This is a genomic window from Conexibacter arvalis, from assembly GCF_014199525.1.
In the GTDB taxonomy this organism is placed as follows: Bacteria; Actinomycetota; Thermoleophilia; order Solirubrobacterales; family Solirubrobacteraceae; genus Conexibacter; species Conexibacter arvalis.
The window spans coordinates 80,854-106,054 of the sequence record NZ_JACHNU010000002.1 but is presented as its reverse complement, the minus strand read 5'-3'; the positions used below and the strand labels follow the sequence as shown (position 1 = coordinate 106,054).

At 75.1% G+C, this 25,201-nt stretch carries 19 protein-coding genes; 6 read left to right on the top strand and 13 right to left on the bottom strand.

Features of this window, described 5'->3' with window-relative positions:
* Positions 1–55: 55 nt before the first annotated feature.
* On the top strand, positions 56–1,255 hold the full coding sequence (locus tag BDZ31_RS09010) for a LysR substrate-binding domain-containing protein (RefSeq protein WP_183341272.1): 1,200 nt from the start codon (positions 56–58) through the stop codon (positions 1,253–1,255).
* 19 nt (positions 1,256–1,274) lie between these two features.
* Here BDZ31_RS09010 and BDZ31_RS09005 read toward each other — a convergent pair whose 3' ends face one another.
* The gene (locus BDZ31_RS09005) at positions 1,275–2,651 is read right to left on the bottom strand and encodes an FAD-binding oxidoreductase (RefSeq protein WP_183341270.1); all 1,377 of its coding nucleotides are present in this window, start codon (positions 2,649–2,651) and stop codon (positions 1,275–1,277) included.
* Between the two features lie 217 nt (positions 2,652–2,868).
* On the opposite strand from BDZ31_RS09005, the gene BDZ31_RS09000 reads away from it, so the two are divergent.
* Both BDZ31_RS09000 and BDZ31_RS08995 read left to right on the top strand, forming a co-directional pair.
* Positions 2,869–4,317, top strand: coding sequence for a TolB family protein (locus tag BDZ31_RS09000; protein WP_183341268.1), 1,449 nt, complete (start codon positions 2,869–2,871; stop codon positions 4,315–4,317).
* Between the two features lie 143 nt (positions 4,318–4,460).
* Entirely contained in the window at positions 4,461–5,342 is an 882-nt protein-coding gene (locus tag BDZ31_RS08995) for a hypothetical protein (RefSeq protein ID WP_183341266.1), read from the top strand.
* Here BDZ31_RS08995 and BDZ31_RS08990 read toward each other — a convergent pair.
* The 11 genes from BDZ31_RS08990 to BDZ31_RS08940 form a co-directional block, all read right to left on the bottom strand.
* Positions 5,291–5,935, bottom strand: a complete 645-nt coding sequence (locus BDZ31_RS08990) for an NADPH-dependent F420 reductase (protein ID WP_221242960.1) — start codon at positions 5,933–5,935, stop codon at positions 5,291–5,293. The two genes, BDZ31_RS08995 and BDZ31_RS08990, sit on opposite strands and share 52 nt — an antisense overlap.
* Positions 5,936–5,980: 45 nt before the next feature.
* The gene (locus BDZ31_RS08985; RefSeq protein WP_183341264.1) at positions 5,981–6,760 is read right to left on the bottom strand and encodes a helical backbone metal receptor; all 780 of its coding nucleotides are present in this window, start codon (positions 6,758–6,760) and stop codon (positions 5,981–5,983) included.
* A gap of 80 nt (positions 6,761–6,840) precedes the next feature.
* Positions 6,841–10,293 carry a methylmalonyl-CoA mutase family protein gene (locus BDZ31_RS08980; protein WP_343075555.1) on the bottom strand — a complete coding sequence of 1,151 codons (3,453 nt, stop codon included), beginning with the start codon at positions 10,291–10,293 and terminating at the stop codon, positions 6,841–6,843.
* A 170-nt stretch (positions 10,294–10,463) separates the two neighbouring features.
* Positions 10,464–10,859 (bottom strand): nuclear transport factor 2 family protein, encoded by a 396-nt coding sequence (locus BDZ31_RS08975; protein WP_183341262.1) that lies wholly within the window; start codon positions 10,857–10,859, stop codon positions 10,464–10,466.
* A gap of 306 nt (positions 10,860–11,165) precedes the next feature.
* A complete protein-coding gene (locus tag BDZ31_RS08970; RefSeq protein WP_183341260.1) occupies positions 11,166–12,311 on the bottom strand; it encodes a helix-turn-helix domain-containing protein in 1,146 nt (381 codons plus the stop codon).
* 257 nt (positions 12,312–12,568) lie between these two features.
* The gene (locus BDZ31_RS08965; RefSeq protein WP_183341258.1) at positions 12,569–13,456 is read right to left on the bottom strand and encodes a hydroxymethylglutaryl-CoA lyase; all 888 of its coding nucleotides are present in this window, start codon (positions 13,454–13,456) and stop codon (positions 12,569–12,571) included.
* Positions 13,457–13,505: 49 nt separating this feature from the next.
* Positions 13,506–14,783 carry a hydroxymethylglutaryl-CoA reductase, degradative gene (locus BDZ31_RS08960; RefSeq protein ID WP_183341256.1) on the bottom strand — a complete coding sequence of 426 codons (1,278 nt, stop codon included), beginning with the start codon at positions 14,781–14,783 and terminating at the stop codon, positions 13,506–13,508.
* Between the two features lie 27 nt (positions 14,784–14,810).
* Entirely contained in the window at positions 14,811–15,590 is a 780-nt protein-coding gene (locus tag BDZ31_RS08955; protein WP_183341254.1) for an enoyl-CoA hydratase/isomerase family protein, read from the bottom strand.
* Positions 15,590–16,849, bottom strand: coding sequence for a CoA transferase (locus BDZ31_RS08950; protein WP_183341252.1), 1,260 nt, complete (start codon positions 16,847–16,849; stop codon positions 15,590–15,592). Before BDZ31_RS08950 ends, BDZ31_RS08955 begins: the two co-directional genes overlap by 1 nt.
* A complete protein-coding gene (locus tag BDZ31_RS08945) occupies positions 16,846–19,029 on the bottom strand; it encodes a hydantoinase B/oxoprolinase family protein (RefSeq protein WP_183341250.1) in 2,184 nt (727 codons plus the stop codon). The genes BDZ31_RS08950 and BDZ31_RS08945 overlap by 4 nt, the downstream gene beginning before the upstream one ends.
* Before the next feature lie 27 nt (positions 19,030–19,056).
* Positions 19,057–21,102, bottom strand: coding sequence for a hydantoinase/oxoprolinase family protein (locus BDZ31_RS08940; protein ID WP_221242959.1), 2,046 nt, complete (start codon positions 21,100–21,102; stop codon positions 19,057–19,059).
* A gap of 193 nt (positions 21,103–21,295) precedes the next feature.
* Between BDZ31_RS08940 and BDZ31_RS08935 the strand changes: the two genes are divergently transcribed.
* The 3 genes from BDZ31_RS08935 (at position 21,296) to BDZ31_RS08925 (ending at position 24,142) form a co-directional block, all read left to right on the top strand.
* Positions 21,296–23,347 (top strand): helix-turn-helix domain-containing protein, encoded by a 2,052-nt coding sequence (locus BDZ31_RS08935; RefSeq protein ID WP_183341246.1) that lies wholly within the window; start codon positions 21,296–21,298, stop codon positions 23,345–23,347.
* Between the two features lie 91 nt (positions 23,348–23,438).
* On the top strand, positions 23,439–23,720 hold the full coding sequence (locus BDZ31_RS08930; RefSeq protein WP_183341244.1) for a hypothetical protein: 282 nt from the start codon (positions 23,439–23,441) through the stop codon (positions 23,718–23,720).
* 146 nt (positions 23,721–23,866) lie between these two features.
* On the top strand, positions 23,867–24,142 hold the full coding sequence (locus tag BDZ31_RS08925; RefSeq protein ID WP_183341242.1) for a hypothetical protein: 276 nt from the start codon (positions 23,867–23,869) through the stop codon (positions 24,140–24,142).
* Here BDZ31_RS08925 and BDZ31_RS08920 read toward each other — a convergent pair.
* Positions 24,139–25,098 (bottom strand): NAD(P)/FAD-dependent oxidoreductase, encoded by a 960-nt coding sequence (locus tag BDZ31_RS08920; RefSeq protein ID WP_183341240.1) that lies wholly within the window; start codon positions 25,096–25,098, stop codon positions 24,139–24,141. The two genes, BDZ31_RS08925 and BDZ31_RS08920, sit on opposite strands and share 4 nt — an antisense overlap.
* Positions 25,099–25,201 lie beyond the last annotated feature (103 nt).

Sequence of the window (25,201 nt, the reverse complement as noted above, 5' to 3'; positions counted from 1 at the left end):
GGCGAGCGGGCGCGTCGCGGTGGCGCGGCGGCACTCCGGAACGTAGACTGCGCCGGTGAGCTTCGAGCTGCGCCATCTGCGGGCCTTCGTGGCGGTCGCCGAGGAGCTGAGCTTCACGCGCGCGGCGCAGCGGCTCCACCTCGCGCAGCAGGCGCTCAGCACGCAGGTCCGCCAGCTGGAGGAGCGGGTCGGCGCGGTGCTCGTCCAGCGCACGACGCGCAAGGTCGAGCTGACGCCGGCCGGGCGCGCCTTCTACGACCACGCGGTCGCGCTGCTGGCGGCCGCCGACGCCGCCGCCGAGGCGGCGCGCGCAGCGGCCGGCGAGCGCCAGCGGCTGATGGTCGGCTTCGGCACCCCGTTCGACCACGAGCCGCTGAAGCCGGTGCTCGAGCGGTTCGCGCAGCGCCGCCCCGACGTCGCGACCGACGTGCTGTTCGCCGATCTCGTCGACGCGTGCGGCGGCGCGCGGCGCGACGACGTCGACATCGGCGTCGCCGCCGGCCCGTTCGACACGACCGGACTCGAACGGCAGGTGCTGTGGAGCGAGCCGCTCGGCGTCGCGATGGCGGCCGACCATCCGCTCGCCGCGAGAGCGGCGATCTCCGTCGAGGAGTACGTCGCCGCGACGATCTTCGACTTCCCGACGCCGGACCAGCCGTCGCGCGACTTCTGGATGGGCGTCCGTCACCGCGGCGGCCGCCCGCCCCATTTCGTCGCGCGCTTCCACAGCCTCGACGCGCTGCTGCAGGGCATCCGGGCCGGCCTCGGCGTCAGCTTCATCCGCGAACGGATCGTCGACTCGCTCGGCCCGGCCTCCGGCGTCGTCTTCCGTCCGCTCGACAACGGCGAGCGGGTCGAGATGTCGCTCGCCTGGCGGACGGGAGACGGCCGCGACCCCGTCCGCGACTTCGTCGACGCCTGCCGCGTCGCCTTCGGCCACACGCCGGCTCCGGCCGAGGACGCCGCCGGGAAGGCGTCCGGACCGGCGCCGGCTCCGGCCGTCGACGCCGCCGGACCGGAAGGCACCCCCGCGGCCGCCGACACCGCCGGACCGACGCGTGACCCGGCGCCCGCTCCGGCCGGCCCGCCCGCCCCGACAGGCTCGCCCACGCCGGCCGTGCCCGCGCCGGCTGGCTCGCCCGCGCCGGCCGGGCCCGCGCCGGCTGGCCCGCCCGCGCCGGCCGGCTTGCCCGCGCCGGCCGGCCCGCCCGCGCCGACCGCACCCGGCGGTCCGGAGCGCGACGCCGCTCCGTGACCGCCGGCGGTCGGATCGATCAGGCCGGCGGGACCGGGCGGTTCGAGCGGATCAGGTCGCCCGGGTCGACGGCCGCCTTGACCTGCTGCAGCCGCCGCCACGTCTCCGCGTCGAAGGCGCTGGCGGTCTCGACCGGCGTGTCGGCGAAGTTGAGGACGCTGCCGCTCCGCACCGGCGCGACCGCCGCCAGCACGCCGTCGAGCGCGCTCCGGATCGCCACGCCGCCGTCGGGTCCCATCGGGATGCCGAACGCGAACAGCAGCTGCTCGCCGTCGATCCACGCGAGCGCGCCGGCGTCGCGCGGCGCACGGCCGAGCGCGCCGCCGAGGTGGCGCAGCTCGACGCCGACGAGCGGATGACCAGCCTCCGGGCCGGCGGCCGCTGAGAGCGCGGCGGCCGCGGCGTCGTCGAGCGCGCTGAGCAGGGCGTGGTCGCCGAACGCTGGCGTCGGCTGCTCGGGATCGCCGTTTATGTGGCAGAGCGCCGGCGCCGGGAGGACGGCGAATCTGTCGAGCGTCGCGCCGCCGAGCGCGCGCAGCGACGCCAGCAGCGCGTCGGCCTCCGTCGCCGGGCCGTCGTGGACGGCGGTGATCGCGACCGTCGGGCGTCCGCGCAGCGGCTCGGGCACCTCCGGAAGCGGCGGCAGCTGCAGCCAGCGGAAGGACGAGGTCGTGGCGTCGGGCAGCGTCGCCGTCCATTCCCGCCACGCGGCGAGCAGCTCGGCGCCCCGCTCGCCGGGCCAGGCGATCGTCCCGGCGAAGGCCTCGGCGAGCGGCAGCAGCTCGAACTCGATCGCGGTCACGAGCGCGAACGCCCCGCCGCCGCCGCGCAGCGCCCAGAACAGATCGGCGTCGGCGTCGGCGGTGACCCGGCGCTGCGCGCCGTCGGCGGTCACGACCTCGAACGCGACGACCTTGCTCGACGCCAGCCCGTGGCGGCGCGCCAGCCAGCTCAGCCCGCCGCCGAGCGTGTAGCCGACGACGCCGACGTCGGGCGAGGAGCCGTGCAGCGCCGCCAGCCCGTGGCGGCCGGCGCTGACGGCGACATCGCCCCACAGCGCGCCGGCCTGCGCCCGCGCCACCCGGCGGGCCGGGTCGATCTCGACGGCGGCCATCCGCTGCGTCTTCAGCAGCAGCGTGTCGGAGAGGTCGCCGAGGGCGGGCGCGCCGTGGCCGGTGCCCTGCATCGCGACGCGCAGGCCGCGCTCGCCGGCGAAGCGCATCGTCGCGGCGATCTCGGCGGCCTCCTCGGCGTAGACGACGGCGGCCGGCCGCAGGTCGGCGGCGAGGTTCCACGCCTGGCGTGCGGCGTCCCAGCCGTCGTCGCCGGGGGCGAGCGCGTGGCCGCGCAGCGCGGCGCGCAGCGGTGAGAGGTCGAGGCTGGCGTCGGTCGTCATCTGGGTCTCCTCGCGGTCGGTTCGGAAGGCGATCGTGGGCCAGCGGGGCGGCGATGTGAAACAGCCGTTCGGTGTCGCTCTCACAACGTCGCGTTGTCGAGCCCATTGACCTCGGTACGCGGTGAATCCCACATCGAGTCGCTGTTTCACCTGAAGCCGGAGCGATCCTACCGTGGGCGCCGTCGAATCCGAACCCCACGCTCCAGGAGGAGTCCAGATGCAGCAGCTCCAGCGCGCGCTCCGGCGCGGGGCGCTGGCGGCCGTCCTCGCGACGGCCGTCGCTCCCGGTGCCGCAAGCGCCGACTCGATCGTCTTCGTCAAGGACCACGACGTGTGGCTCGCCGAGCCCGACGGCAGCGCGCAGCACCGCGTCACGTCCGACGGGACCGCCGACAACCCCTACCGGTCGCCCTCGCAGAGCGACGACGGCACGATCGTCACGGTTCGTGCCCAACCCAACAACGGCCCGCTGCTGAAGCTGCGCCAGAACGGCGAGGCGCTCGGCGAGATCAGGCTGCCGCCGATGGTCGCCGGGCCGCTCAGCCCGCACATCTCGCCCGACGGCCGGCTGGTCGCCTACGAAGAGGCGAACGGCGACCCGACCGGCTGGCTCTCGACCGACGTCTACTACAGCCGCACCGACGCGTACACGCCGCGCGCGACGTTCGGCTCGCCCGGCCGCGGCGCGCGCGGGCCGTCGTGGATCGACTCCGGCCGCGCGCTCGTCGGCGTCGGCAACCTCGCGACGACGCATGCGCCCGGACAGCCGGCGACGACCTGGTGGGACGATTGGGACCACTGGGATCGCTTCGGCGGCGGCGGGAACCTGGAGGACGGCGAGTACGCCGCCGGGACGGTCGTCTTCGCGCGCGGCTACCAGCAGATCGACAACCAGCTGATCGTCTACCGCGCCGCCGGCGGCTTCGCGACGCTGCCGACGCCGATCTGCTCCTTCAGCGACCCGGCCGACGGGCCGCTCGGCCGCCACTTCGCCGACCCGACGCTGTCGGCCGACGGGCGCCGGCTGTGGTGGCAGGAGGGCGACGGCGTCTGGACGGCCCCGCTGCCGGCCGGCGACGACTGCGCCGAGATCAGACCGCGGCTGCTGATACCGGGCGCGAGCGAGCCCGACTGGAGCCCGGCGGCCGTGAACCCGGGGCCGCGGCCGGCGCCGAGAGAGCCCGCGCCGGGCCCGGAGCCGGATCCCCAGCCGGTGCCGAGAACGGGCGGGCCGGGCAGATCGGGCAGATCCGGCAGAGCGGGCGGGCCGGGCAGAGCGGACAGATCGGGCCGGTCGGGCAGAGCGGGCCGACCGGGCCGGTCGGGCGGCGGCAGGCCCGGCGGCGGCTCTTCCGCGACGGTGCGCGCGCGGCTCGCCGCGACGCCGCGGATCGGCGCCGCGCTGCGCGGCGGCCTGCGGCTCCGGATGACGACGCAAGCGGCCGGCACGGTGCGCGCGACCGCCCGCCACGGCGGCGCGATCGTCGCCCGCGGCAGCGGACGCGCCCGCGGCGCCGGCACGACGACCGTCGCGCTCCGCTTCACGCGCGCGGGCAGACGCGAGCTGCGCGCCGCCCGCCGCGCCCGCCTGGCGCTCCGTGTCAGCTTCGCCGCCCGCGGAGCCGCGCCGGCGACGCGGACCGTCGCGGTGACCCTGCGCCGCTGACCCTGCGAACTCCGGTCGTTCGCACCCTCCGCGGGGTGCGGACGACCCGACGAAGCCGAACTCCGGTCGTTTGCACCCCTCTGCGGGGTGCGGACGACCGGAGTTCCCGACCCGACCGACACGATCGAGAGAAGGAGACGGACATGACGAGGACCGCCCTGCTGGCTGCGATCGGCGCGGCCGCGCTGCTGCCGGCGAGCGCGCCGGCCGCGACCCGCGCGCCGCACGCGCCGGCCGCGACGCACGCCCCGGCCGCGCCGCCCGCGCCGGCCGTGACGCACGCACGTGCCGCCGCCCACCCCGGCGCCGCCCACCCCGGCGCCACCACCGCCCGCGCGAAGGTGCGGACCGGGCTGTTCAAGGTCGAGCTGGAGGGGGTGCAGCGCACGACCTGGTCGACCGACTGGAGCTCGACCGAGGGCTGCGATCTGTCGGTGCACGGGAGCGGAAGCGAGACGGTCCGCTTCCGCTCCAAGCCGACGACGATCCTCGTGACGTGGATCGGCCAGACGCGGGTCTTCACGCGCGGCAGAGCGATCGGAGCGCTCGACCTCGCCGCGACGATCACGCGCCACGGCAGCGAGCAGGCGGACGGCGAGGTCTGCTCCGACGGCGACGGCGGCGGCGCGCCGGCGGCGCCCGACTGCGGCACGAAGCGCTCCCGCCGCACCGTCGAGCTCGGCTACCCCGTCCGCCGCAGCGACGTGATCGCGCTGCGGACCGACCACAACGTCCCGCTCGGCCCGTTCAGAAGCTGCCCGACCGGCGGCGTCTCATGGCCGTCGCTGCTCGACACCCACCCGGTCACCGGCCGCGTGGTCGGCGCCGCGCTTCCGATCGCCGACCTCTTCCGCCACGGCAAGAACGTCGTGATCGCGCGCGACCGCGCGGTGCAGGACAGCGGCGGCGACCGCTCGACCACGACGATCCGCTGGACGCTCAGCTTCACGCGCCTTGGCGGCAAGCCGCCCGCTCAGGCCGCGAGCCGGTCGCGCAGCTCGCCGGTGCGGAGATCGGCGCCGTAGACCGGCGCGCCCGGCTGCTGTCTGCGGCCGTCGGCGAGCGAGCCGGCGTCGACGGCGTCGAAGCCGAGCTGGTCGACGAGGCCGGTGACGACCCGCTTGGCCTCCTGGTCGTCGCCGGCGATCGGGATGCCGATCCGGTCGGGGTCGCCGGCCGGCCGGCCGCGGTCGCGCAGGTGGTCCCAGCGGATCGTGTTGAACGCCTTCACGACCTGCGATTGGGGGAGGTGGGCGGCGAGCAGCTCGCTGGAGGTCGTGCGGTCGTCGTCGAGGCGGGCGTCATGGCCGTCGCGCTCGGGGTAGTAGTTGTTGGCGTCGATCACGACCTTGCCGGCGAGACCGTCCGGCGGCAGCTCGGCATAGCGCCCGAACGGGATCGCGACGATCGCCAGCTCGCCGAACTCGGCCGCCTGCGCGGCGTCGAGCGCGCGCACGCCGGGACCGATCTCGGTCACGAGCTCGCGCAGCGTCTCGGGTCCGCGCGAGTTGGCGATCGCGACCTCGTGGCCGGCCGCGACGAGCCCGCGCGCGAGCGTCCCGCCGATGTGCCCGGCGCCGATGATCCCGATTCTCATGCCGTGCACGACCGGCGTCATCGGCGAGCCGCTACCCGCGCCGCGAACGGGAGAAACGGCCGCCGGTCAGCCGCCGGCCCGCTCGCCCAGGTAGCGCAGCCCGGCGATCGCGCGCGAGCCGTACCACGAGGTCATCTCGCCGTCGATCAGCTCGACCGCCGCGTCGGGGAGCACTGCGGAGACCTCCGCGATGTGGCGCTCCTTGAAGTGGTAGGGCTCGCTGCTGAGCAGGACGCGGTCGACGGCACCGGCGACCTCGGCGAGCGCGACCTCGGGGTAGCGGTCGGCGGCGGGGCGGGGGAGGGTCCGCCAGCCGACGAGCGCGAGCGTGCGCGCGATGTAGGTGTCGGGCGCGACCGTCATCCACGGCTCGCGCCAGATCAGGTACAGCACGTCGCGCGCCGGCCAGTCGCGCGCGGCGAGCGCGTCGTGCTCGCGCAGCAGCGCCGCGCACAGCGCCTCGGCCTCGGTCTCGCGGTCGAAGATCGCGCCGAGCAGCCGGTAGAGCGGGAGGTTGTCGAGCGGGCCGCAGGGGTGGGTGACGACGACGTGGGGGACGAACGCGGCGAGCGCATCCGCCGTCCCGCGCGTGTTCTCGTCGACGTTGACGATCGCGTGCGTCGGCGCGAGCGCGCGGACGGCGTCGAGCTTGACGTCCTTCGTCCCGCCGACCTTCGGGATCGTCCGCACCGTCTCCCACGGGTGGATGCAGAAGCCGGTCCGCCCGACCAGCCGCTCCGCGAGCCCGAGGTCGCACAGCAGCTCGGTGATGCTCGGCACGAGGCAGACGATCCGCGGCTCCGGCCCGGCCGGCGCGTGCCGCACCCCGGCCGCGTCGACCAGCACCTCCCCGAACTCCGCAGGGTTCTGGGTCTGTGAGACCCGAAACCCTGCGCTCTTCGGCTCGCGCGGGCCCGCCACGCCAGCTACATGTTGCGGCGGTACTCGCCGCCGACCTCGTAGAGCGTCGCGGAGATGTGGCCGAGCGAGGCGACCTTGACCGCGTCCAGCAGCGCGTCGAAGACGTTCTCGCGCGCGAGCGCGACCTCCCGCAGGTGGGCGAGCGCGGCCTCGCGGCGGTCGGCGGCGTTGCGCTCGAAGGCGCGCACGTTGGCGATCTGGGCCTGCTTCTCGCCCTCGGTCGAGCGGGCCAGCTCCGGTTCGACGTCGAGCTCGCCGGCGCCCTCGCGCGGGAGGAAGGTGTTGACGCCGATCAGCGGGAGCGTGCCGTCGTGCTTCAGACGCTCGTAGTAGAGCGACTCCTCCTGGATCTTGCCGCGCTGGTACATCGTGTCCATCGCGCCGAGCACGCCGCCGCGCTCGGAGAGTCGCTCGAACTCCTCGTAGACGGCCGCCTCGACCAGGTCGGTCAGCTCCTCGATCGCGAACGAGCCCTGCCACGGGTTCTCGGTGAAGTTCAGCCCCAGCTCGCGGTTGATGATCAGCTGGATCGCGACCGCCCGCCGCACCGACTCCTCCGTCGGGGTCGTGATCGCCTCGTCGTAGGCGTTCGTGTGCAGCGAGTTGGTGTTGTCGAAGATCGCGTAGAGCGCCTGCAGCGTCGTGCGGATGTCGTTGAACGACATCTCCTGCGCGTGAAGCGACCGGCCCGAGGTCTGGATGTGGTACTTCAGCATCTGGCTGCGCGGGCTCGCGCCGTAGCGCTCGCGCATCGCGCGCGCCCAGATGCGCCGGGCGACGCGGCCGATCACCGCGTACTCCGGGTCCATCCCGTTGGAGAAGAAGAAGCTGAGGTTCGGCGCGAAGTCGTCGATCGCCATCCCGCGCGCGAGGTAGTACTCGACGATCGTGAAGCCGTTCGCGAGCGTGAAGGCGAGCTGGGAGATCGGGTTGGCCCCGGCCTCGGCGATGTGGTACCCGCTGATCGAGACGCTGTAGAAGTTGCGCACCTCGTGGTCGACGAAGTACTGCTGGACGTCGCCCATCATCTTCAGCGCGAACTCGGTCGAGAAGATGCAGGTGTTCTGGGCCTGGTCCTCCTTGAGGATGTCGGCCTGGACCGTGCCGCGCACCGTCCGCAGCGTCTCGGCCTTGATCCGCTCGTAGGTGTCGCGGTCGACGACCTGGTCGCCGGAGACGCCGAGCAGGCGCAGGCCGAGGCCGTCGCTGCCGGACGGCAGCTCGCCGCTGTAGCGGGGGCGCTCCTTGCCGGCGAAGAGCTCGTCGAGCTTCTGCTCCGCCTCCGGCCAGCCGCCGGTCGCGTCGAGGTGCTTCTCGACCTGCTGGTCGATCGCCGCGTTGAGGAAGAAGGCGAGCACTATCGGCGCCGGGCCGTTGATCGTCATCGAGACCGAGGTCGTCGGCGCGCACAGGTCGAAGCCCGAGTAGAGCTTCTTCGCGTCGTCGACGGTCGCGATCGAGACGCCGGAGTTGCCGACCTTGCCGTAGATGTCGGGACGCTCGGCCGGGTCCTCGCCGTAGAGCGTGACCGAGTCGAAGGCGGTCGAGAGGCGGGCCGCCGGCTGGCCCTCGGAGAGGTAGTGGAAGCGGCGGTTGGTGCGCTCCGGCGTGCCCTCGCCGGCGAACATGCGGGTCGGGTCCTCGCCGGCGCGGCGGTAGGGGAAGACGCCGCCGGTGTACGGGTAGTGGCCCGGCAGGTTCTCCTTCATCAGGAAGCGCAGCCGGTCGCCCCAGCCGTCGAGGCGCGGCGGCGCGATCTTCGGGATCTTCTGGCCGGAGAGCGATTCGCGGTAGTTGTCGCCGGTGATCTCGCGGCCGCGGACGGTGTAGGAGTAGGTGTCGGCGGTGATCCGCTCGACCATCTGGTCCCAGCCGCGCAGCAGCCCGACCGCCTCGGCGCCGAGGTCGGCGACCGTCGCGTTGTAGCGCTCGCGCAGCGCGGCGGCGGGATCGTCGCCCTCGGCCGCGGCGTCGAGCGCGGCGGCCGGGTAGGGCTCGAGCGGCGCCGGCAGCGCCGGGTCGTGCAGCGCTCTCAGCGCCGCGTAGAGGTGCTGGGCCTCGGCGGCCTGGCCGGCGAGGCGCTCGATCTCGGCGTTGACCGCGCGGCCCTGCTCGGCGATCTCGGCGAGGTAGCGGACGCGGCTGCCGGGGATCAGCTGGTTGCCGAGCGGCTCCCTGCTCGCCAGCTCCAGCCGCGGGTCCCAGCGCTCGGGGTCGACGCCGTCGGCGGCGCCGAGCGCTCTGCAGAGGTTGACGAACAGCCAGCTGACGCCGGGGTCGTTGAACTGGCTGGCGATCGTCGGGTAGACCGGCGTCTCGTCGTCGGTCGCCTCGAAGGCGACGCGGTTGCGGCGCCACTGCTTGCGCACGTCGCGCAGCGCGTCCTTGGCGCCGCGCTTGTCGAACTTGTTGATCGCGACGAGGTCGGCGAGATCGAGCATGTCGATCTTCTCCAGCTGCGACGCCGCGCCGAACTCGCTCGTCATCACGTACATCGCGACGTCGACGAGGTCGACGATCTCCGAGTCGCTCTGGCCGATCCCGGCCGTCTCGACGATCACGAGGTCGAAGCCCGAGGCGCGCAGGTAGGCGACGGCGTCCTCGAGTATCGCGCTGGTGGCGCGGTGGCTGCGGCGGGTCGCGAACGAGCGCATGAAGATCCGCTCGTTGCGCAGGCTGTTCATGCGGATGCGGTCGCCGAGCAGCGCGCCGCCGGTGCGGCGGCGCGTCGGGTCGACCGCCAGCACCGCGACCCGCAGCTCCGGGAAGGAACGCATGAAACGGGCGAGCAGCTCGTCGGTGACGGTGCTCTTGCCGGCGCCGCCGGTGCCGGTGATGCCGAGCACCGGCACGCCGGCGCCGCCGTCGCGCCACGCCGCGCGCAGCTGGTCGAGCGCGGCGGTGTCGAAGACCTCGTCCTCCAGCGCGGAGAGCATGCGGGCGATCGAGAGGTCGTCGCGCGCGGACGGATCCGCGGGCGGCTCGGAGGCGACCCGCTGCGCCTGCGCGCGCTCGATCAGGTCGCCGATCATGCCGGTCAGCCCGAGCGCCATCCCGTCGTTGGGGTGGTAGATCCGCTCGACGCCGTGCTCCTGCAGGTCGGCGATCTCCTGCGGCGTGATCGTGCCGCCGCCGCCGCCGAAGACGCGGATGTGCTCGGCCCCGAGCTCGGCGAGCATGTCGACGGCGTACGTGAAGTACTCGGTGTGGCCGCCCTGGTAGGAGCTGATCGCGATCCCGTCGGCGTCCTCCTGGATCGCGGCGCGCACGACGTCGCGGACGCTGCGGTTGTGGCCGAGGTGGACGACCTCGGCGCCGCTGTCCTGGATCAGCCGGCGCATGACGTTGATCGCGGCGTCATGGCCGTCGAACAGCGACGCGGCGGTCACGAACCGCAGCGGCGGGGCGTCGGTGCGCTGGTCGGTGGCGGCGTCGGCGACGCTGGACTGGATCGTCACGTCATCTCTCCTGGGACGCTCAATTCCTGCAGTCCCGAATGTCGGGATCAAGATAGTAGGAGTGTCGCATATTTCCCGCGCGCCGATCGCCAGCAGGTCGCAGGGCGGACCTGCGTCGCAGCTCCGAGCCGATCCAGGGCGGCGCTCGCCGGGGACCGCCCCGACGCCCGCTACGTCGCGACCATGCTGGTGTGGTGGGCCTGGTGGCGCCAGAGGCCCTCGCGGGGGTCGCGGACGAGCACGTCGGTCGCGAGGCCGTCGAGCGCGAACGGACGGCCGGCGTGGGTGCCGGACTCGCTCCACGCGTAGGCGCAGACGGCGACGTCGCCGTGGCGGCGCACGGCGAAGTCGGAGAGCGCGTGCGACTCGATCGTCGCCGCGGCGACGAACTCGCGCGCCTGCGCCAGCACCTCGTCGCGCCCGAGCGTGCGCGCGACCGGGCCGCCGCTGGAGATGTAGTCGTCGAGCAGCAGCTGCTCCAGCGCGGCGAGGTCGCCGGCTCTCATGCTGTCCCACCACCGCCGGACGGCGGCCTCGGGCGTCGTCGTCTCGGTCGCTGCGCTCATGCTGATCCTCCGTCGATCGGATGCGCGCCGGCCCGTGCCGGCACCGTCGCCGCATCGTCGCCGGGCGCGCCGCCGGCCGCCTGATCGGATTTGCGCTTCTCGTGGGCGGTGGAGCGAGGCGGCGCGGGGCGACGCGGGCGCGGTGCGAGGTGCGGGCGGTCAGGGCGCGCCGCGCAGCTCGGCGGCGGCGTGCGAGGCGGGGCGACGGGCGCGCGGGGCGAGGTGCGGGTGGTCAGGTCGTGCCGCGCAGCTCGGCGGCGGCGTGCGGGGCGGGGGCGACGCGGGCGCGGGGCGAGGTGCGGGTGGTCAGGTCGTGCCGCGCAGCTCGGCGGCGGCGCGCGGGGCGGGGGCGACGCGGGCGCGCTCCCATTCGAGCGGGCAGCCGGGCTCGCGCTCGCGGCCGTCGAGCTCGGCCAGCACGCCGGCGAGCACCTCGCGGCGATGGGCGCTGAACGTCAGCACGTGCGCGACGGCGCCGCCGAAGGTGAAGCTCTGCGGCGGGTCGCAGAGCGCGTCGACGAACAGGTCGTCCCACTGGCCGCGCTCGGCGATCCGCCGCGCCAGCGCGACGAAGGCGTCGCCGGCGGCCGCGAAGCGGGTGCGGAGGGCGGCGATCGTGCGGTCGCCCGCCGGCGGCAGCGCCGTCCCGCCGATCGCGGCCGTCCACACCTCCTTGGTCCAGACGAGCCGGTCGAGCATCGCCCGCGCGCTCGGCTCTGGGCCGTCGAAGCTCAGCACGACGTGCCCCGGCCGCAGCTCGCGGTCGAGCTGATCGTCGGTCAGCAGCGCCGCGCGCTCGATCAGGCGGCCGGTCAGCCAGCGGTCGTGCTCGAGCATCCGGTCGGTCAGGCCGTCGGGTGCGCCTCGGGTCGGGGAGCCGTGAACGCCGCCGGCGCGGTCGGGACCGCGGTGGCGGTCGTCGCAGCGGCCGCGCTCGTGGTCGTCGCCGAGGTGGTGGTGGCGCTCGTGGTCGTCGCCGAGGTGGTGGTGGCGGGTGGAGCCGCGGTCGGCGGCGGAGCCGAGGTCGTGGTCGCGGGTGGAGTCGCGGTTGCGGTCGCGCGCGTGGGCGACCAGGCCGGCGGGCGGGTGGAAGTGGATCCCGTTCGGCGCCGCGACGCGGAAGTCGCCGCGGGCGCTCGCGAAGCGGCTCGGCGCGATCCCGTGGAGGCGCGCGAAGGCGCGCGAGAAGGCCTCGGTCGAGCCGTAGCCGGCGTCGATCCCCGCGTCGGTGACGGTCGCCCCCTGGAGCAGCTGCCACGCGGCCCGCTCCAGCAGCACGCGGCGGCGCAGCGTCGCGGGCGGCTCGCCGGCGCCGGCCGCCACCAGCCGGTCGAAGTGGAAGCGGCTGAAGTGCGCCCGCCCTGCCACCGCCGCCCCGCCGGCCGGCCGCCCGACCGCGTCGAGCACGGCGTCGAGCAGCGCGCGCAGGCGATCGGGTCTCGCATCCTCCACGCGCCGATCCTCTCACGCGGGGCGCGGGGCGCGGGGCGCGGGGCGCGGGGCGCGGGGCGCGGGGCGCGGGGCGCGGGGTGCGGGGTGCGGGGCGCGGGGCGCGGGGCGCGGGGCGCGGCGCGGGCGCGCGAGGCGCGGGGCGCGCGAGGCGCGGCGCGGGGCGCGCGAGGCGCGGCGCGGGGCGCGGGCGCGCGAGGCGCGGGGCGCGAGCCCACGGCGGCGTGCTGCGCCGGGCGGGGCGGGGCGGGGCGGGGCGCTCAGCCTCCGCCGTGGCGGGCGAGGGGGGTCGGGGGCTCGCCGACCAGCTCGGCGAGCATCCGCGAGGCGTCGAGGAGGGCGGGGAGGTCGACGCCGGTCGCGACGCCGGCCGCCTCGAATAGATGCACGAGCGCCTCGGTCGCGACGTTGCCGGCCGAGCCGGGCGCGAACGGGGAGCCGCCGAGGCCGCCGACGGAGCTGTCGAAGCGCGCCACGCCGAGCGTCAGGCCGGCCCACGCGTTGACGAGGCCGGTCGCGCGCGTCTCGTGGAAGTGGAGGCCGATCTCCGCGCCCAGCTTGCCGACGAGCGCGGCGACCCGCGGCGGCGTCGCCAGCCCGGTCGTGTCGGCGCAGGTGATCCGCGCGGCGCCGGCGGCGCGCGCGGCGGCGGCGATCCGGGCCACCTCCGCCGGCGCGACGTCGCCCTCGTACGGGCAGCCGAAGGCGCAGGAGATGACGACGTCGACCGGCACGCCGGCATCGCCCGCGAGCGCGCCGATCGCCTCCACCTGCGCGAGCGCCTCGGCGCGAGACATGTTCGTGTTGCTGCGGCTGTAGCCCTCCGACGCCGAGACGGTCACCGTCAGCTCGTCGGCGCCGGCCGCGAGCGCGTCGCGGGCGCCGCGCGCGTTGGGAACGAGCGCCGCGCGCGTGACGCCGGGCAGCGGCCCCAGCAGCTCCAGCAGCTCGCCGCTGCCGGCCATCGCCGGGACCGCTCTCGGCGAGACGAAGGCGCCGACCTCGATCCGCTTCAGCCCGGCCGCAGCCAGCGCCCGCACCAGCCGCGCCCGCTGCTCGAGCGGCAGCGGCCGGTGGACCTGCAGCCCGTCGCGCGGCCCGACGTCGCGCAGCTCGACGGCCGCCGGCAGCGTCCACGGGGCGCTCACGCCGGCGCCTCTGCGCGCAGGTCGGCGGCCGGCAGCGCCCACGGCCCGCTCACGCCGGCGCCCCCGCGCGCAGCTCGGCGAGCGCGGCCTCGGCGCGGTCGGCGCGGACGGTGCCCTCGGCGACGAGTCGCCGCACGACCGCGTCGACCTCCTCCGCCGTCGCGCCGGCCGCGATCGCGATGTTACGCGCGTGGAGCGTCATGTGGCCGCGCTGGATCCCCTCGGTCGCGAGCGCGCGCAGTGCGCCGACGTTCTGCGCCAGCCCGACCGCGACGACGACCTGCGCCAGCTCGGCGGCGGTCTCGACGCCGAGCAGCCTGACCGCGGCGCGGGCGGTCGGGTGGGTCTTCGTCGCGCCGCCGACGAGGCCGACCGGCATCGGCACCTCGAGCGTGCCGACGAGGTTGCCGTCGGCGTCGCGCTCCATGTGCGACAGCGTCGTGTAGCGGCCGTCGCGGACCGCGTGGCTGTGGCAGCCGGCCTCGACGGCGCGGGTGTCGTTGCCGGTCGCCAGCACGACGGCGCTGATGCCGTTCATGATCCCCTTGTTGTGCGTCGCCGCGCGGTAGGGGTCGTCGAAGGCGAGCCGATAGGCGTCGACGATCCCGTCGACGACCTCGGCGCCGCCGAGCTTGCCGGCGTCGAAGACGGCGCGCGCCCGCGCGAGGCGGAGGTCGGCCTTGTTGGAGAGGATCCGCAGCAGCACGCGCCCGCGCGCGATCTCGGCGATCCGCGGCGCGAGCGCCTCGGCCATCGTGTTGACGGCGTTGGCGCCCATCGCGTCGCCGACGTCGACGATCAGGTGGACGACGACGTGGCGCTGCTCGGCGCCGTCGACGACCCGCACCTGCAGCTCGCGCGCGCCGCCGCCGAGCCGCACCAGCACCGGGTCCTGCGCGTCGGCGGCGGCGAGCAGCTCGTCGCGGCGCTCGTGGAGGCGCAGGCTGGCGCCGTGCGGGTCGGCGACGTCGAGCACCTGGATCTGGGCGATCATCAGCGGCGCGCTGGTCGAGCAGAAGAAGCCGCCGTGCTCGCGCGCGACCTGGGCGAGGTTGCTGGCGGCGGCGATCACCGACGGCTCCTCGGTCGCCATCGGCACGAGCAGGTCGCGGCCGTTGACGCGGAAGTTGGCGCCGACCCCGAGCGGGACCGGCATCAGCCCGACGGCGTTCTCGACCATCCCGTCGGCGATCGGCAGGATCGCCTCGTGCGCGGGACGCAGGTCGTCGAGCACCGCCGGGTCGGCGTCGCTCGCCTCCGCGAGGGCGGCGAAGCGCTCGTCGAGCGCGAGCTTGTAGAAGCCGGGCAGGCGGCTGTTGACAGGCATTGCTTCTCTCCCTGATGTCGGTCGCGGTCAGCGCTCGGCGGAGCCGCGGAAGTCCGGTGCGCGGCGCTCGGCGAAGGCCCGCAGCCCCTCGCGCGCGTCGTCGCTGGTGAAGGTCCTCTGGCCGAGCCGCGCCTCGCGCGCGAACGCGTCGGCGAGCGGCAGGTCGGCCAGCTCCAGCACGCTCTGCTTCGTCGTCTGGACCGCCTGGGCGCTGAGCGACGCGATCCGCTCGGCGACGCCGCGCGCGGTCGCGTGCAGCTCGCCGGGCGCGACGACGCGGTTGAGCACGCCGACCCGCAGCAGGTGCTCGGCGTCGAAGCGCTCGCCGGTCAGCAGCAGCTCCATCGCGGCCGCGTAGCCGATCTGGCGCTGCAGCCGCACGAGCGTCCCGCCGGCCGGCACGAAGCCCATCGTCGGCTCCGGGAAGCCGAAGCTGGCGTCGGCGGCGGCGATGCGGATGTCGGTCGCCAGCAGCAGCTCGAAGCCGCCGCCGAGGCAGAGGCCGTTGACGGCGGCGACGATCGGCTTGTGGAACGGGGCGTCCTTGAGGTGGGCCGGGTCCCAGCGCGAGATGTCGAACTGGTCGGAGGCGAGCGCCGGGATCGACTCGGTCAGGTCGGCGCCGACGCAGAAGGCGCGCTCGCCGGCGCCGGTCAGCAGCACGACGCGGACGGCGTCGTCGTCGCGCGCCGCCCTCCACGCCTCGCCGAGCTGGTCGTACATCGCGAGCGTCAGCGCGTTGAGCTTCTCGGGCCGGTCGAAGCGGATCTCGGCGATCCCGTCGGCGACCTCGTAGGCGATCGCCATCAGATCGTCCCCCGTGCGCGCAGCTCGGCGAGCCGCTCGGCGGAGAGGCCGAGCGCGCCGCCGAGCACGTCGTCGTTGTGCTGGCCGGGCGTCGGCGCCTGCGCGCGCGGGTCGCCAGGCGTCTCGCTCAGCTTCACCGGCAGCCCGAACATCCCGACCGCGCCGCCCGGGTAGTCGACGTCGACGACCATCTCGCGCGCGGCGACCTGCGGGTCGGCGACGACCTCGCCGATGTCCTTGACGGCGCTGAGCGGGATCCGGTCGCCGGCGATCGCCTCCAGCTCGGCCTTCGTGCGGGAGGCGAACCAGCCCTCGACGATCGGCTTGACGCGCCGCTGGTAGACCTCCTCGTCGAAGCGCTGCTCCATCGTCGCGATCTCGGGGTCGTCGACCAGCTCCGGCGCCCCGAACAGCTCGCAGCTCTCGCGCCACAGCTTCTGCGTGTAGCCGCCGAAGAAGACGTGGCCGTCCTTGCAGGGGAAGAGGCCGTACGGCCGCACGAACGGGTGGTCGTTGCCGAGCGGGCCGGCGACCCTGCCGGCGACGGTGTAGTCGACGACGGCCGTCTCGGTCAGCGACAGGACGGCGTCCTGCTGGCTGACGTCGACCAGCTGGCCGACGCCGGTCCGCTCGGCCTCGCGCAGCGCCGCGACGGTGCCGAAGGCGGCGTAGAGCGACGCCGACAGGTCGCCGATGATCGTGCCGACGCGGACCGGCTCGCGGTCGGCATAGCCGTTCATCGACCACAGCCCGCCGGTCGCCTGGCCGCTGTTGTCGTAGGCCGGCTTGCGCGAGCTGGGGCCGTACTGCCCGAAGCCGGAGATCGCCGTGTAGACGAGCGCCGGGTTCTCCTCCCGCAGCGACGCGTAGCCGAGTCCCAGCCGCTCCATCGTGCCGGCGCGGAAGTTCTCGACCAGCACGTCGCTGCGCCGCACCAGCTCGCGCAGCAGCGCCTGGCCGTCGGGCGACTTGAGGTCGAGCGTGATGCCGAGCTTGTTGCGGTTGTACTGCGCGAAGAAGCCGCTGAAGCGGTCGCCGCCGTCGCCGACGAACGGCGGGAAGTCGCGCGCGTAGTCGGGCTCGGCGGGGTTCTCGACCTTGATGACGGTCGCGCCGAGGTCGCCGAGCAGCATCGCGCAGTAGGGGCCGGCGACGACGCGCGTGACGTCGAGCACGGTGACGCCGCGCAGCGGCCCCTGCCGCCGCGGCGCGCCCGCGACGGCGTCGAGCGCGGCCTGCCAGTCGGTGCGCGTGCTCACGCCGCACGCTCCACCGTCACGCGCACGTCGAGCGCGGTGCCGCAGCCGGGGCAGAGGTGCTCGTCGAGCCGCACGGCGTCGTTGGGGCGGACGCGCACGCCGAGCTCGCCGAGCCGTTCGGCGGCCCTCGTCCGCCGCAGCACCGCGCCCTCGGCCCACTCCTCGCCGGCGCCGAGGCCGGTCCCGCAGACGCGGCACTCCCAGCCGTCGCCGCCGCGCTGGCAGAGCGAGCCGGCGCCCTGCTCGCCGCGGCGCAGCTCGGCGAGGCTGCGGATCGCGACCGCGGCCGGCTCGCGGCCGAGGCGCTCGGCCCGCGCCCGCGCCCGCAGCCGCTCGGTCCCGGCCTGGTCGACGGCGCCCTCGCCGTCGAGCGCCACGCCGTAGGCGGCCTCGGCGGCGGCCGCGGTGACGTAGCCGTCGCGCACGTCGGCGGCGACCGCCGCCGGGTCGCGCAGGAGCGGGTCGCCGTAGCCGCCGCCGCCCGCGATCCGCTGGCGGAAGACGTCGCCGGCGCGGATCGTCAGGCCCTGCTGGACCAGCTCCAGCAGCTCGGTCTCGCGCGGCGCGAGCCGCTCGGGGTCGGCGGCCTCGCCGCGCGCGAAGGCGCCGTCGACGTCGACCTCGCGCAGGATGCTCTGCTCGCCGCCGCCGCCCGGGTAGGCGCCGCCGTAGCCGCCGGCCGGCACCTGGGCGCAGGGGCAGAAGACGGTGTGCAGGACCTCGTCGCAGCGGCGCAGCGTCCAGGCGTAGTCGACGCCGAGCCCGCCGCGCTGCGCGCCCGGGCCGCCGGTCGCCGCGTCGACCCGCTTCCACAGGTAGAGGACGGGATACATCAGCTCGTTCATCTCGACGTCGGGGACCATGTTGCTGATCTGCGTCGTCATGCCCGAGCCGTCGAGGCCGTCGCCGGTCGCCTGCGCGCCGGCGCCCATCAGCCCGCCGTCCATGTTGAAGAGGACGAAGTACTCGCCGTCGTCGGTGCGGGTGCCGGCGGAGATGCCGCCGGTCCACGAGTCGGCCCAGATGCCCTGGGCGCGGCCGCGCAGCTCGGGGTCGTCGCTGCGCTCGACGACGCGGTTGAGCAGCAGCGTCACGAGGCGGGTGACGCGGCCGCCGACGGTGAGGTGGCCGTTGCTTGCCGGCGCCGGCACGTCCGGGTTGACGATGCTCGCCTCCGCGGCGAGGATCTCGACCGGCCCGAGCACGCCCTGGTTGAACGGCAGGTCCCACGCGAGCACCGGGTTCATCCCGCTGGCGACGCTGCCGACGAGCGCGCCGTAGGAGCAGTTGACGAAGCCGGCGACCTGCGGGCTGGAGCCGGAGAAGTCGAAGGTCAGCCGCTCGCCGTCGACGGTCATGCGGCAGTGGATCTCCAGCAGGTCGGCGACCTTGCCGTCGCCCTCCTGCCACTCGCTCGCCTCGTAGACGCCGTCGGGCAGGCGGCCGATCCGCTCGGCGACGACCTGGCGGGCCGCCTCCAGTGCCAGCTCGGCGTAGCGCGCGAAGGTGTCGGCGCCGAACTCGTCGATCGTCGCGGCGAGGCGGCGGGCGCCGGTGTTGTTGGAGGCGACGAGGCTGCGCACGTCGTTCCAGAAGGGGACGGGCAGCCGCACGTTGTTGACGATCATGCGGCGGACCGACTCGACCGGCTCGCCGGCGTCGTAGCACTTGACGCCTGGCGGCATCCGCAGCGCCTCGGCGAAGCAGTCGACGGCGCTCGGCGCGAAGCCGCCGGGGTTCATCCCGCCGATGTCGAGCAGGTGGGCCTGCGACTGCGCGAAGCCGACGACCCGCCCGTCGTGGAAGATCGGCGAGATCACCGAGACGTCGGGCGGATGGGTCGAGCCGGCGGTGTGCGAGTCGTTGGAGATGAAGGCGTCGCCGGGCCGCATCTCCTCCAGCGGGACGGCGTCGAGCAGGCCCCTCAGCGCGACGCTGGCGGAGCCGATGTGGAACTGGACGTAGTTGGAGTACGCGTAGATGCGGCCCTCGGCGTCGAAGAGGGCGGTGTTGAAGTCGCCCGACTCGGTGATCACCGGCGAGCCCGACGAGCGCATCATCGCGATCGCCATCTCGTCGACGATCGCGTCGAGCCGCATCCGGATGACCTCGAGCGTGACGGGATCGTGCGCCTGCGCGCCGCGGGGCGCGGTGGGGGCGGCGGTGTCGATCGTGCTCATCTCTGTCTCTCCTCGCAGCCCGGGCGCTCAGCCGCGCGCCGGCAGGTCGATGATGTAGTTGGCCTGCGCGTCACGCTCGATCGCGGCGCCGTCGGGCACGTAGAGGTTGGTGTCGGGCTCCTCGACGATGCAGGGGCCCGCGCGGCGCTCGCCGAGCGGCAGGCCGCGGTGGACCTCGACCTCGCGGCGGCGGCCGGTCATCGGCTCGACGATCTCGCGCCGGCGCTGGCCGCCGTCGTCGTCGAGCAGCAGCTTCACGGGCGCCGGGTCGCCGGCGCCGAAGCGGCCGATCCCCTTCACGCGCGTGTTGGTGACGAGCACCTCGGCCTCGGTCCAGGCGGTGCCCTCGCCGAACTCGGCCTCGTAGTCGGCGACGAAGCGCTCGCGCACGGCCGCCTTGAGGTCGTCGGTGAAGGCGGTGGCCGGCAGCTGCGAGGTGACCTCGAAGACCTGGCCGGCGAACTTCATGTCGGCCTCGCGCACCAGCTCGCGGGCGTCGGGCGCGATCTGGTCGGCGCCGAACCACTCCTGCACGCGCGCCTCCAGCGCGGCGAAGGCGCGCTCCAGCTCCTCGGCGCTCTGCGCGAAGCTCCACGGCGTCGTCTGCACCGCGGTGAAGATCGAGTCGGAGTGGAGCAGCCCGAAGGCGGAGAAGACCGACGCCGCGGCCGGCACGACAAGGCGGGCGACGTCGCACTCGCGCGCGATCTCGGCCGCGAACAGGCCGCACGCGCCGCCGAAGGAGACCATCGTGAACTCGCGCGGGTCGTGGCCGCGGTTGACGGTCAGCGCGCGGATCGCGTTCGCCATCTGGACGGTCGTCAGCCGGTAGATGCCGGCGGCGGCCTCGTCGACGTCGTAGCGCAGCGGCGTCGCGACCCGCTCGATCGCCGCGCGGGCGCGGTCGCGGTCGAGCGCGATCGTGCCGCCGAGGAAGTAGCCGGGGTCGATCAGGCCCATCGCGACGGTCGCGTCGGTGACGGTCGGCTCCTCGCCGCCGCGGGCGTAGCAGGCGGGGCCGGGCACCGAGCCGGCGCTCGTGGGCCCGACGCGCATCAGCCCGCGCGAGTCGATCCACGCGATCGAGCCGCCGCCGGCGCCGATCGAGCTGATGTCGACGGCCGTCAGCGCGGTCGGGAACTGGCCCATCTCGGCGCGCGGCAGGACGCGGTAGGCGCCGTCGCTGATGATCGCCGCGTCGAAGCTGGTGCCGCCCATGTCGGCGGTCACGACCCGTCTGAGGCCGAGCTGGTCGCCGAGCCGGCGCGCGCCCTCGACGCCGCCGACCGGGCCGGAGTTGAACATCTTGATCGGCGTCTTGCCGGCCTCGTCGACCGACAGGAAGCCGCCGTCGACCTGCATCAGCTTCAGCCCGCTGCGCAGGCCGCGCTCGCGCAGCGCCGCGTCGAGCTGGGCGAAGTGCTCGGCGACGACCGGCTTGCAGGCGGCGTCGAGGACGGTCGTGACCATCCGCTCGTACTCGCGGTAGACCGGCGCCAGCTCGGAGGAGAGCGTCACCGGCAGGTCGGGCGCCAGCTCGCGCACGAGCGCCGCCGCGGCCTGCTCGTTGGCGGGATTCTTGAACGACCACAGGAAGCAGATCGCGATCGCCTCGACGCCCTGGTCGAGCAGGCCGGCGATCGCCGCGCGCGCCTGCTCGCGGTCGAGCTCGCGCAGCACGACGCCCTCGACGTCGACGCGCTCGGCGACCTCGGCGATCCGCCGGCGGTCGACGATCTCCGGCGGGGCGCTGTTGGCGTGGGCGTCGCGCGAGGGGCCGCGGTTGGAGCGCGCGATCCGCAGCGTGTCCTTGAAGCCGGCGGTCGTCAGCAGGCCGACCGACGGGAAGCGCAGCTCGTCGATCACGTTCGTGACGATCGTGTTGCCGAGCACGAACTTCTCGATCGAGCCGAAGAAGGTCGCCTCGTCGAGCTCAAGCTGCTCGCGCGCCCGTCCGAGCACGGCGAGGATGCCGCTCGTGACGTCCTTGGTCGAGTAGGCCTTGGCCCGGATCAGCTCGCTGCCGGCCGACACCACCGTATCGGTGAACGTGCCGCCGACGTCCACTCCCACTTTGATCCGCATAGCTCTCCTCAGAACCGGAAGGTCTCCCGCCGCCGGGGGAGGTTCGGCGGGACTGCCGCAACGCTACGGCCGCCCGACACCCGGTCGCAATGTGTCGATGTCCACTGTTGGCGATGCACTATGGTGAATCCTCCGCTGTCGGTGCCGCGTCGAGGAGCGCGGTCCGTCACAGGTTCCCGTGATGCAGAGACGCGACCGCGCCACCAACGCCGTGCCGAGAGCAGCGCTCGAGCTGCTCGCCCGAGGCGAGCCGGCAGAGCGGCTGCGGGCGCTCGCCGACGGCGCCGGCGCGGGGGAGCGGGCCGACGTCGACCTGGCGCTGCAGGTGCTCGGCCAGCTCGAGCGCCATCGGACCCGCGAGCGGGAGCTGCTGGCGCTGTACGAGACGGCGCACGACCTGACCGCGCTGCGCGACGTCGACCGGGTGCTGGGCGCGATCGTCCGCCGTGCCCGGCAACTGCTGTCGAGCGACGTCGGCTACCTGTCGATCCACGACCGCGAGCGCGACGACTTCTACGTGCGCGCGACCGACGGCTCCTTCTCCGACGACTTCCGCCGCATCCGCGTGCCGGCCGGCGTCGGCATCTGCGGCCTCGTCGCCGCCGACAAGCGGCCCCGCTTCTCCAGCGACTACGCCGACGACGACCGCTTCCGGCACAGCGGCCGGATCGACCACGGCGTGCTCGCCGAGGGGATCGAGTCGCTGCTCGGCGTGCCGCTGATGGCCGACGACGCGGTGATCGGCGTGCTGTTCGTCGCCGACCGCTACCCGCGCGCCTACGCGCCCGAGCAGATCGCGCTGCTCGACTCGCTCGGCGCGCTCGCAGCCGCCGCGATCGAGAACGCCCGCCTCTTCCAGGAGAGCCGCGACGCGCTGCTGCGCGAGCGGCGCGCGAACGCGGCGCTGCAGGCGCGCACGCTGGAGATCCAGTCGGCCGCCGACGTCCACGAGCAGCTGACCGCGCTGCTCGCCGCCGGCGGCGAGCTGGCCGACTTGGCCGACGTCGTCGCGCGCGAGCTCGGCGGCGAGGTGATCGTCGTCGGCGACGCCGGCGAGCCGCTCGCGCGCTCGGGCGGCGACGACGGCGCCGGCTCCAGCGGCGGCGGTGGTGTCGGCTCCAGCGGCGGCGGTGGCGCCGGCGGCGGCGGTGGCGGCGGTGTCGGCTCCAGCGGCGGCGACGGCATCGGCTCTAGCAGCGGCGTCGGCGCGGGCGGCGAGCTGAGCGACGCGCTGCGGGACGGGCTGCGGCGCTCGGCCGAGCTGGGGCGCTCGCTGCGGCTGGAGGCCGAGGGCGCGTGGGCGGCCTCGACGGCGGCGCCGAGCGGCGGCGAGGGCGGGCTGGTGCTGCTACGCGACGGGCCGCTGTCGCCGCCGCAGGTCCGCATGCTGGAGCGCGCCGCGGTGATGGTCGCGCTCGTGCTGCTGTCGCGCGAGCGGGTCGTCGCCGCCGAGCAGCGCGCGATGGGCGACCTCGTCAACGGTCTGCTGACGCAGCCCCACGCCGATCCCGAGGCGCTCGGCCGCGAGGCGCGCCGTCACGGGCTTCCGCTCGACCAGCCGCTGGCGGTGGTCGCGCTGCGGCTGGAGCAGGCGCGCGAGCCGCGCTTCGCGCAGGTCGCGCGCGCCGCGCTCGGCGGCCGCGGCCTGGTCGGGGCGTTCAACGGCGAGCTGGCGGCGATCGTCGCCGCCGACGACGCCGAGACGAGCGCCGCGCGCGTCCACGCCGACCTCGCCGCGGCCGCGCGGGCGCCGGTGACGGCCGCGATCGCGCTCGCCGGCGAGCCGGCCCAGCTGCCCGGCGCCCACCGCCGCGCCAGCCGCTGCCTGCGGCTGCTCGTCAGCCTCGGCCGCGAGGGCGACTGCGCGAGCGAGACGGCGCTCGCGCCGTACGCGCTGCTGCTGAGCGGCCAGGGCCGCGCCCAGGTCGGCGGCTACGTCGAGCGTGAGCTGGCCCCGCTCGCGCGCTGGGACGAGCGGCGCGGCACCGAGCTGGTGCGCACGCTGCTGACCTACTTCGACTGCGGCCACAGCACGACCGCCGCCTCCGCCGCGCTCCACATCCACCCGAACACGCTCCGCCAGCGGCTCGACAAGGTGACCTCGCTGCTGCCCGGCTGGAACGACCCCTCGCGCGTCCTCGAGCTCCACCTCGCCCTGCGGCTCCACATGCTCCACGCCGCCGACGGCGGCGACGGCGCCGAGCCGGCGGACGGCCGGCCGGCGAGGGGGTGAGGCGGCGGCTGGACCTGCGGTCGATCTCTCGGAGTGAACGAAGTGGGCACATGCCTCGCTGCTGCCGGCGATCGTCGGCTAGGGTCGGCGGATGAGCGAGTTCCGTGGGTGGGTCGGGGTGCCGTCGTTCCCGGATGGGCGGGACGAGGCGTGGATGCGGCTGTTGTCGTGGCTGGACACGCATACCGACACGGGGCCGATACTCGACGGGCCGGCTGACGATCGTGCCGGGGTGCGAGTGGTGCTCGCGACCGAGGCGAACGGCGAGGCTGCGGCTGTGCGTGCGATGGTCGACGTGACGACCAGGGCGCTGGAGGCGATCGGGCTGGGCGATCGCAGCCCCACGTCGGTCGAGCTGGAGCGCGTCGCATGACCGTCTGGATCCTGAGCTGCGAACGGGCCGCTCGATGGTCGATCACCTCGATGCGGCGGCGATCGCGACGCCGTCGCACCGTCCGACGCTCGGCGCAGCGAACGCCGGTTGTCGGCGTTTCCGGCCGGTAGGATCGCGCACCAAGCATGCTCGCCCACTACGACAGCGAGGCGAGATCGCTCGCGATCAGCCTCGAAGCCGATGCCTCCCATCGGCGAGTCACTGAGGTCGCGCCCAACGTGATCGTCGGCGTCCGCGACGGCAGAGCCGTATTCGTGGAGGTCATAGCGTGCGATGTCGTCGGGCTCGACGGGCTTGGCACGGCTGCACGCGAGTTCGGCCTCGACGGCGATGCGCTGCACGCCGCTGCCAGGGCTGCCATCGCCGCACCCGACCGCGACATCGACATCACGGTCGGCTAGCGCCGGGCCCGGTCGTCGGAGACCCCGACCGGCTCGCCGGCGGCCTGTTCGTCCATCAGGCCGTGGACGACGAAGGCGGCGGCTTGGGCGCCGGCGGCGACGGCGTTGGCGACGGAGGGCATCGCACCGGTGAGGTCGCCGGCGGCGGCGAGGCCGGGGACGTCGGTCTGGTTGAACGGGTCGACGACGACCGCGTCGGCGGCGAGGCCGGCGGAGGCGGAGACGGCGCCGAGCTGCTCGGCGAGCGGCGAGCGCTGGTGGAGCGTCACGGGGACGAGCAGGCCCTCGCAGCGCAGCTCGCCCCCGTCGGCGAACTCGACGGCCTCCAGCGCGTCGCCGGTGCCGCGCAGCCCGGCGACGGGGCGCTCGTCGACCGTCACGCCGAGCGCGTCGAGCCGGCGCGCGTCGTCGTCGGAGAGCCCGGCCGGGCCGTCGGCGAGCAGCGTGACCTCGTCGCTCCAGCTGCGCAGCAGCACGGCGCGGCGGGCGCCGTCCTCGCCGCGGTCGAGCACGGCGAGCGGTCGCTCGCGCACCTCCCAGCCGTGGCAGAAGGGGCAGTGGAAGACCGAGCGGCCCCAGCGCTCGGCGATCCCGGGCAGCTCCGGCGGGCGGTAGTCCATCCCGGTCGCGAGCAGCACCCGCCGTGCCGTCTCGCGGCGGCCGTCGGCCAGCTCCAGCTGGAAGCCGCCGCCGTCACGGCGTTCACCGGCGACGACCTCGCCGTCGCGGACCTCGACGGAGGGGTACGCCGCCAGCTCGCGGCGGCCGAGCGCGTACAGCTCGGCCGGCGGGCGGCCGTCGTGGCCGAGCAGGCCGCCGATCCCGTGCGCCGGCAGGTTGCTCTGAGCGCCCGCGTCGACGACGAGCGTCCGCCGCCGCGCCCGCCCGAGCGCGAGCGCGGCGCTGAGGCCGGCGGCCCCGCCGCCGACGACGATGCAGTCCCATGTCGTGTCCATGTGACCAACGTGGCAGCGGCGGGGCGATCTGCCAAGGGCGCTTGCCGAACCGGCAAGCGCTGCGCCGCGTCGAGGCGCTTGCTCGCGGCTCCGCACGCCGCCG

What these genes read in the sequence shown, in the direction of transcription:
- BDZ31_RS08925 (WP_183341242.1), top strand. Translation starts at nt 23,867, where the DNA reads ATGCTCGCCCACTACGACAGCGAGGCGAGATCGCTCGCGATCAGCCTC.
- BDZ31_RS08935 (WP_183341246.1), top strand. Translation starts at nt 21,296, where the DNA reads ATGCAGAGACGCGACCGCGCCACCAACGCCGTGCCGAGAGCAGCGCTC.
- BDZ31_RS08930 (WP_183341244.1), top strand. Translation starts at nt 23,439, where the DNA reads ATGAGCGAGTTCCGTGGGTGGGTCGGGGTGCCGTCGTTCCCGGATGGG.
- BDZ31_RS08920 (WP_183341240.1), bottom strand. Translation starts at nt 25,098, where the DNA reads ATGGACACGACATGGGACTGCATCGTCGTCGGCGGCGGGGCCGCCGGC.
- BDZ31_RS08945 (WP_183341250.1), bottom strand. Translation starts at nt 19,029, where the DNA reads ATGAGCACGATCGACACCGCCGCCCCCACCGCGCCCCGCGGCGCGCAG.
- BDZ31_RS08975 (WP_183341262.1), bottom strand. Translation starts at nt 10,859, where the DNA reads ATGAGCGCAGCGACCGAGACGACGACGCCCGAGGCCGCCGTCCGGCGG.
- BDZ31_RS08995 (WP_183341266.1), top strand. Translation starts at nt 4,461, where the DNA reads ATGACGAGGACCGCCCTGCTGGCTGCGATCGGCGCGGCCGCGCTGCTG.
- BDZ31_RS08990 (WP_221242960.1), bottom strand. Translation starts at nt 5,935, where the DNA reads ATGACGCCGGTCGTGCACGGCATGAGAATCGGGATCATCGGCGCCGGG.
- BDZ31_RS09005 (WP_183341270.1), bottom strand. Translation starts at nt 2,651, where the DNA reads ATGACGACCGACGCCAGCCTCGACCTCTCACCGCTGCGCGCCGCGCTG.
- BDZ31_RS09000 (WP_183341268.1), top strand. Translation starts at nt 2,869, where the DNA reads ATGCAGCAGCTCCAGCGCGCGCTCCGGCGCGGGGCGCTGGCGGCCGTC.
- BDZ31_RS08955 (WP_183341254.1), bottom strand. Translation starts at nt 15,590, where the DNA reads ATGGCGATCGCCTACGAGGTCGCCGACGGGATCGCCGAGATCCGCTTC.
- BDZ31_RS08960 (WP_183341256.1), bottom strand. Translation starts at nt 14,783, where the DNA reads ATGCCTGTCAACAGCCGCCTGCCCGGCTTCTACAAGCTCGCGCTCGAC.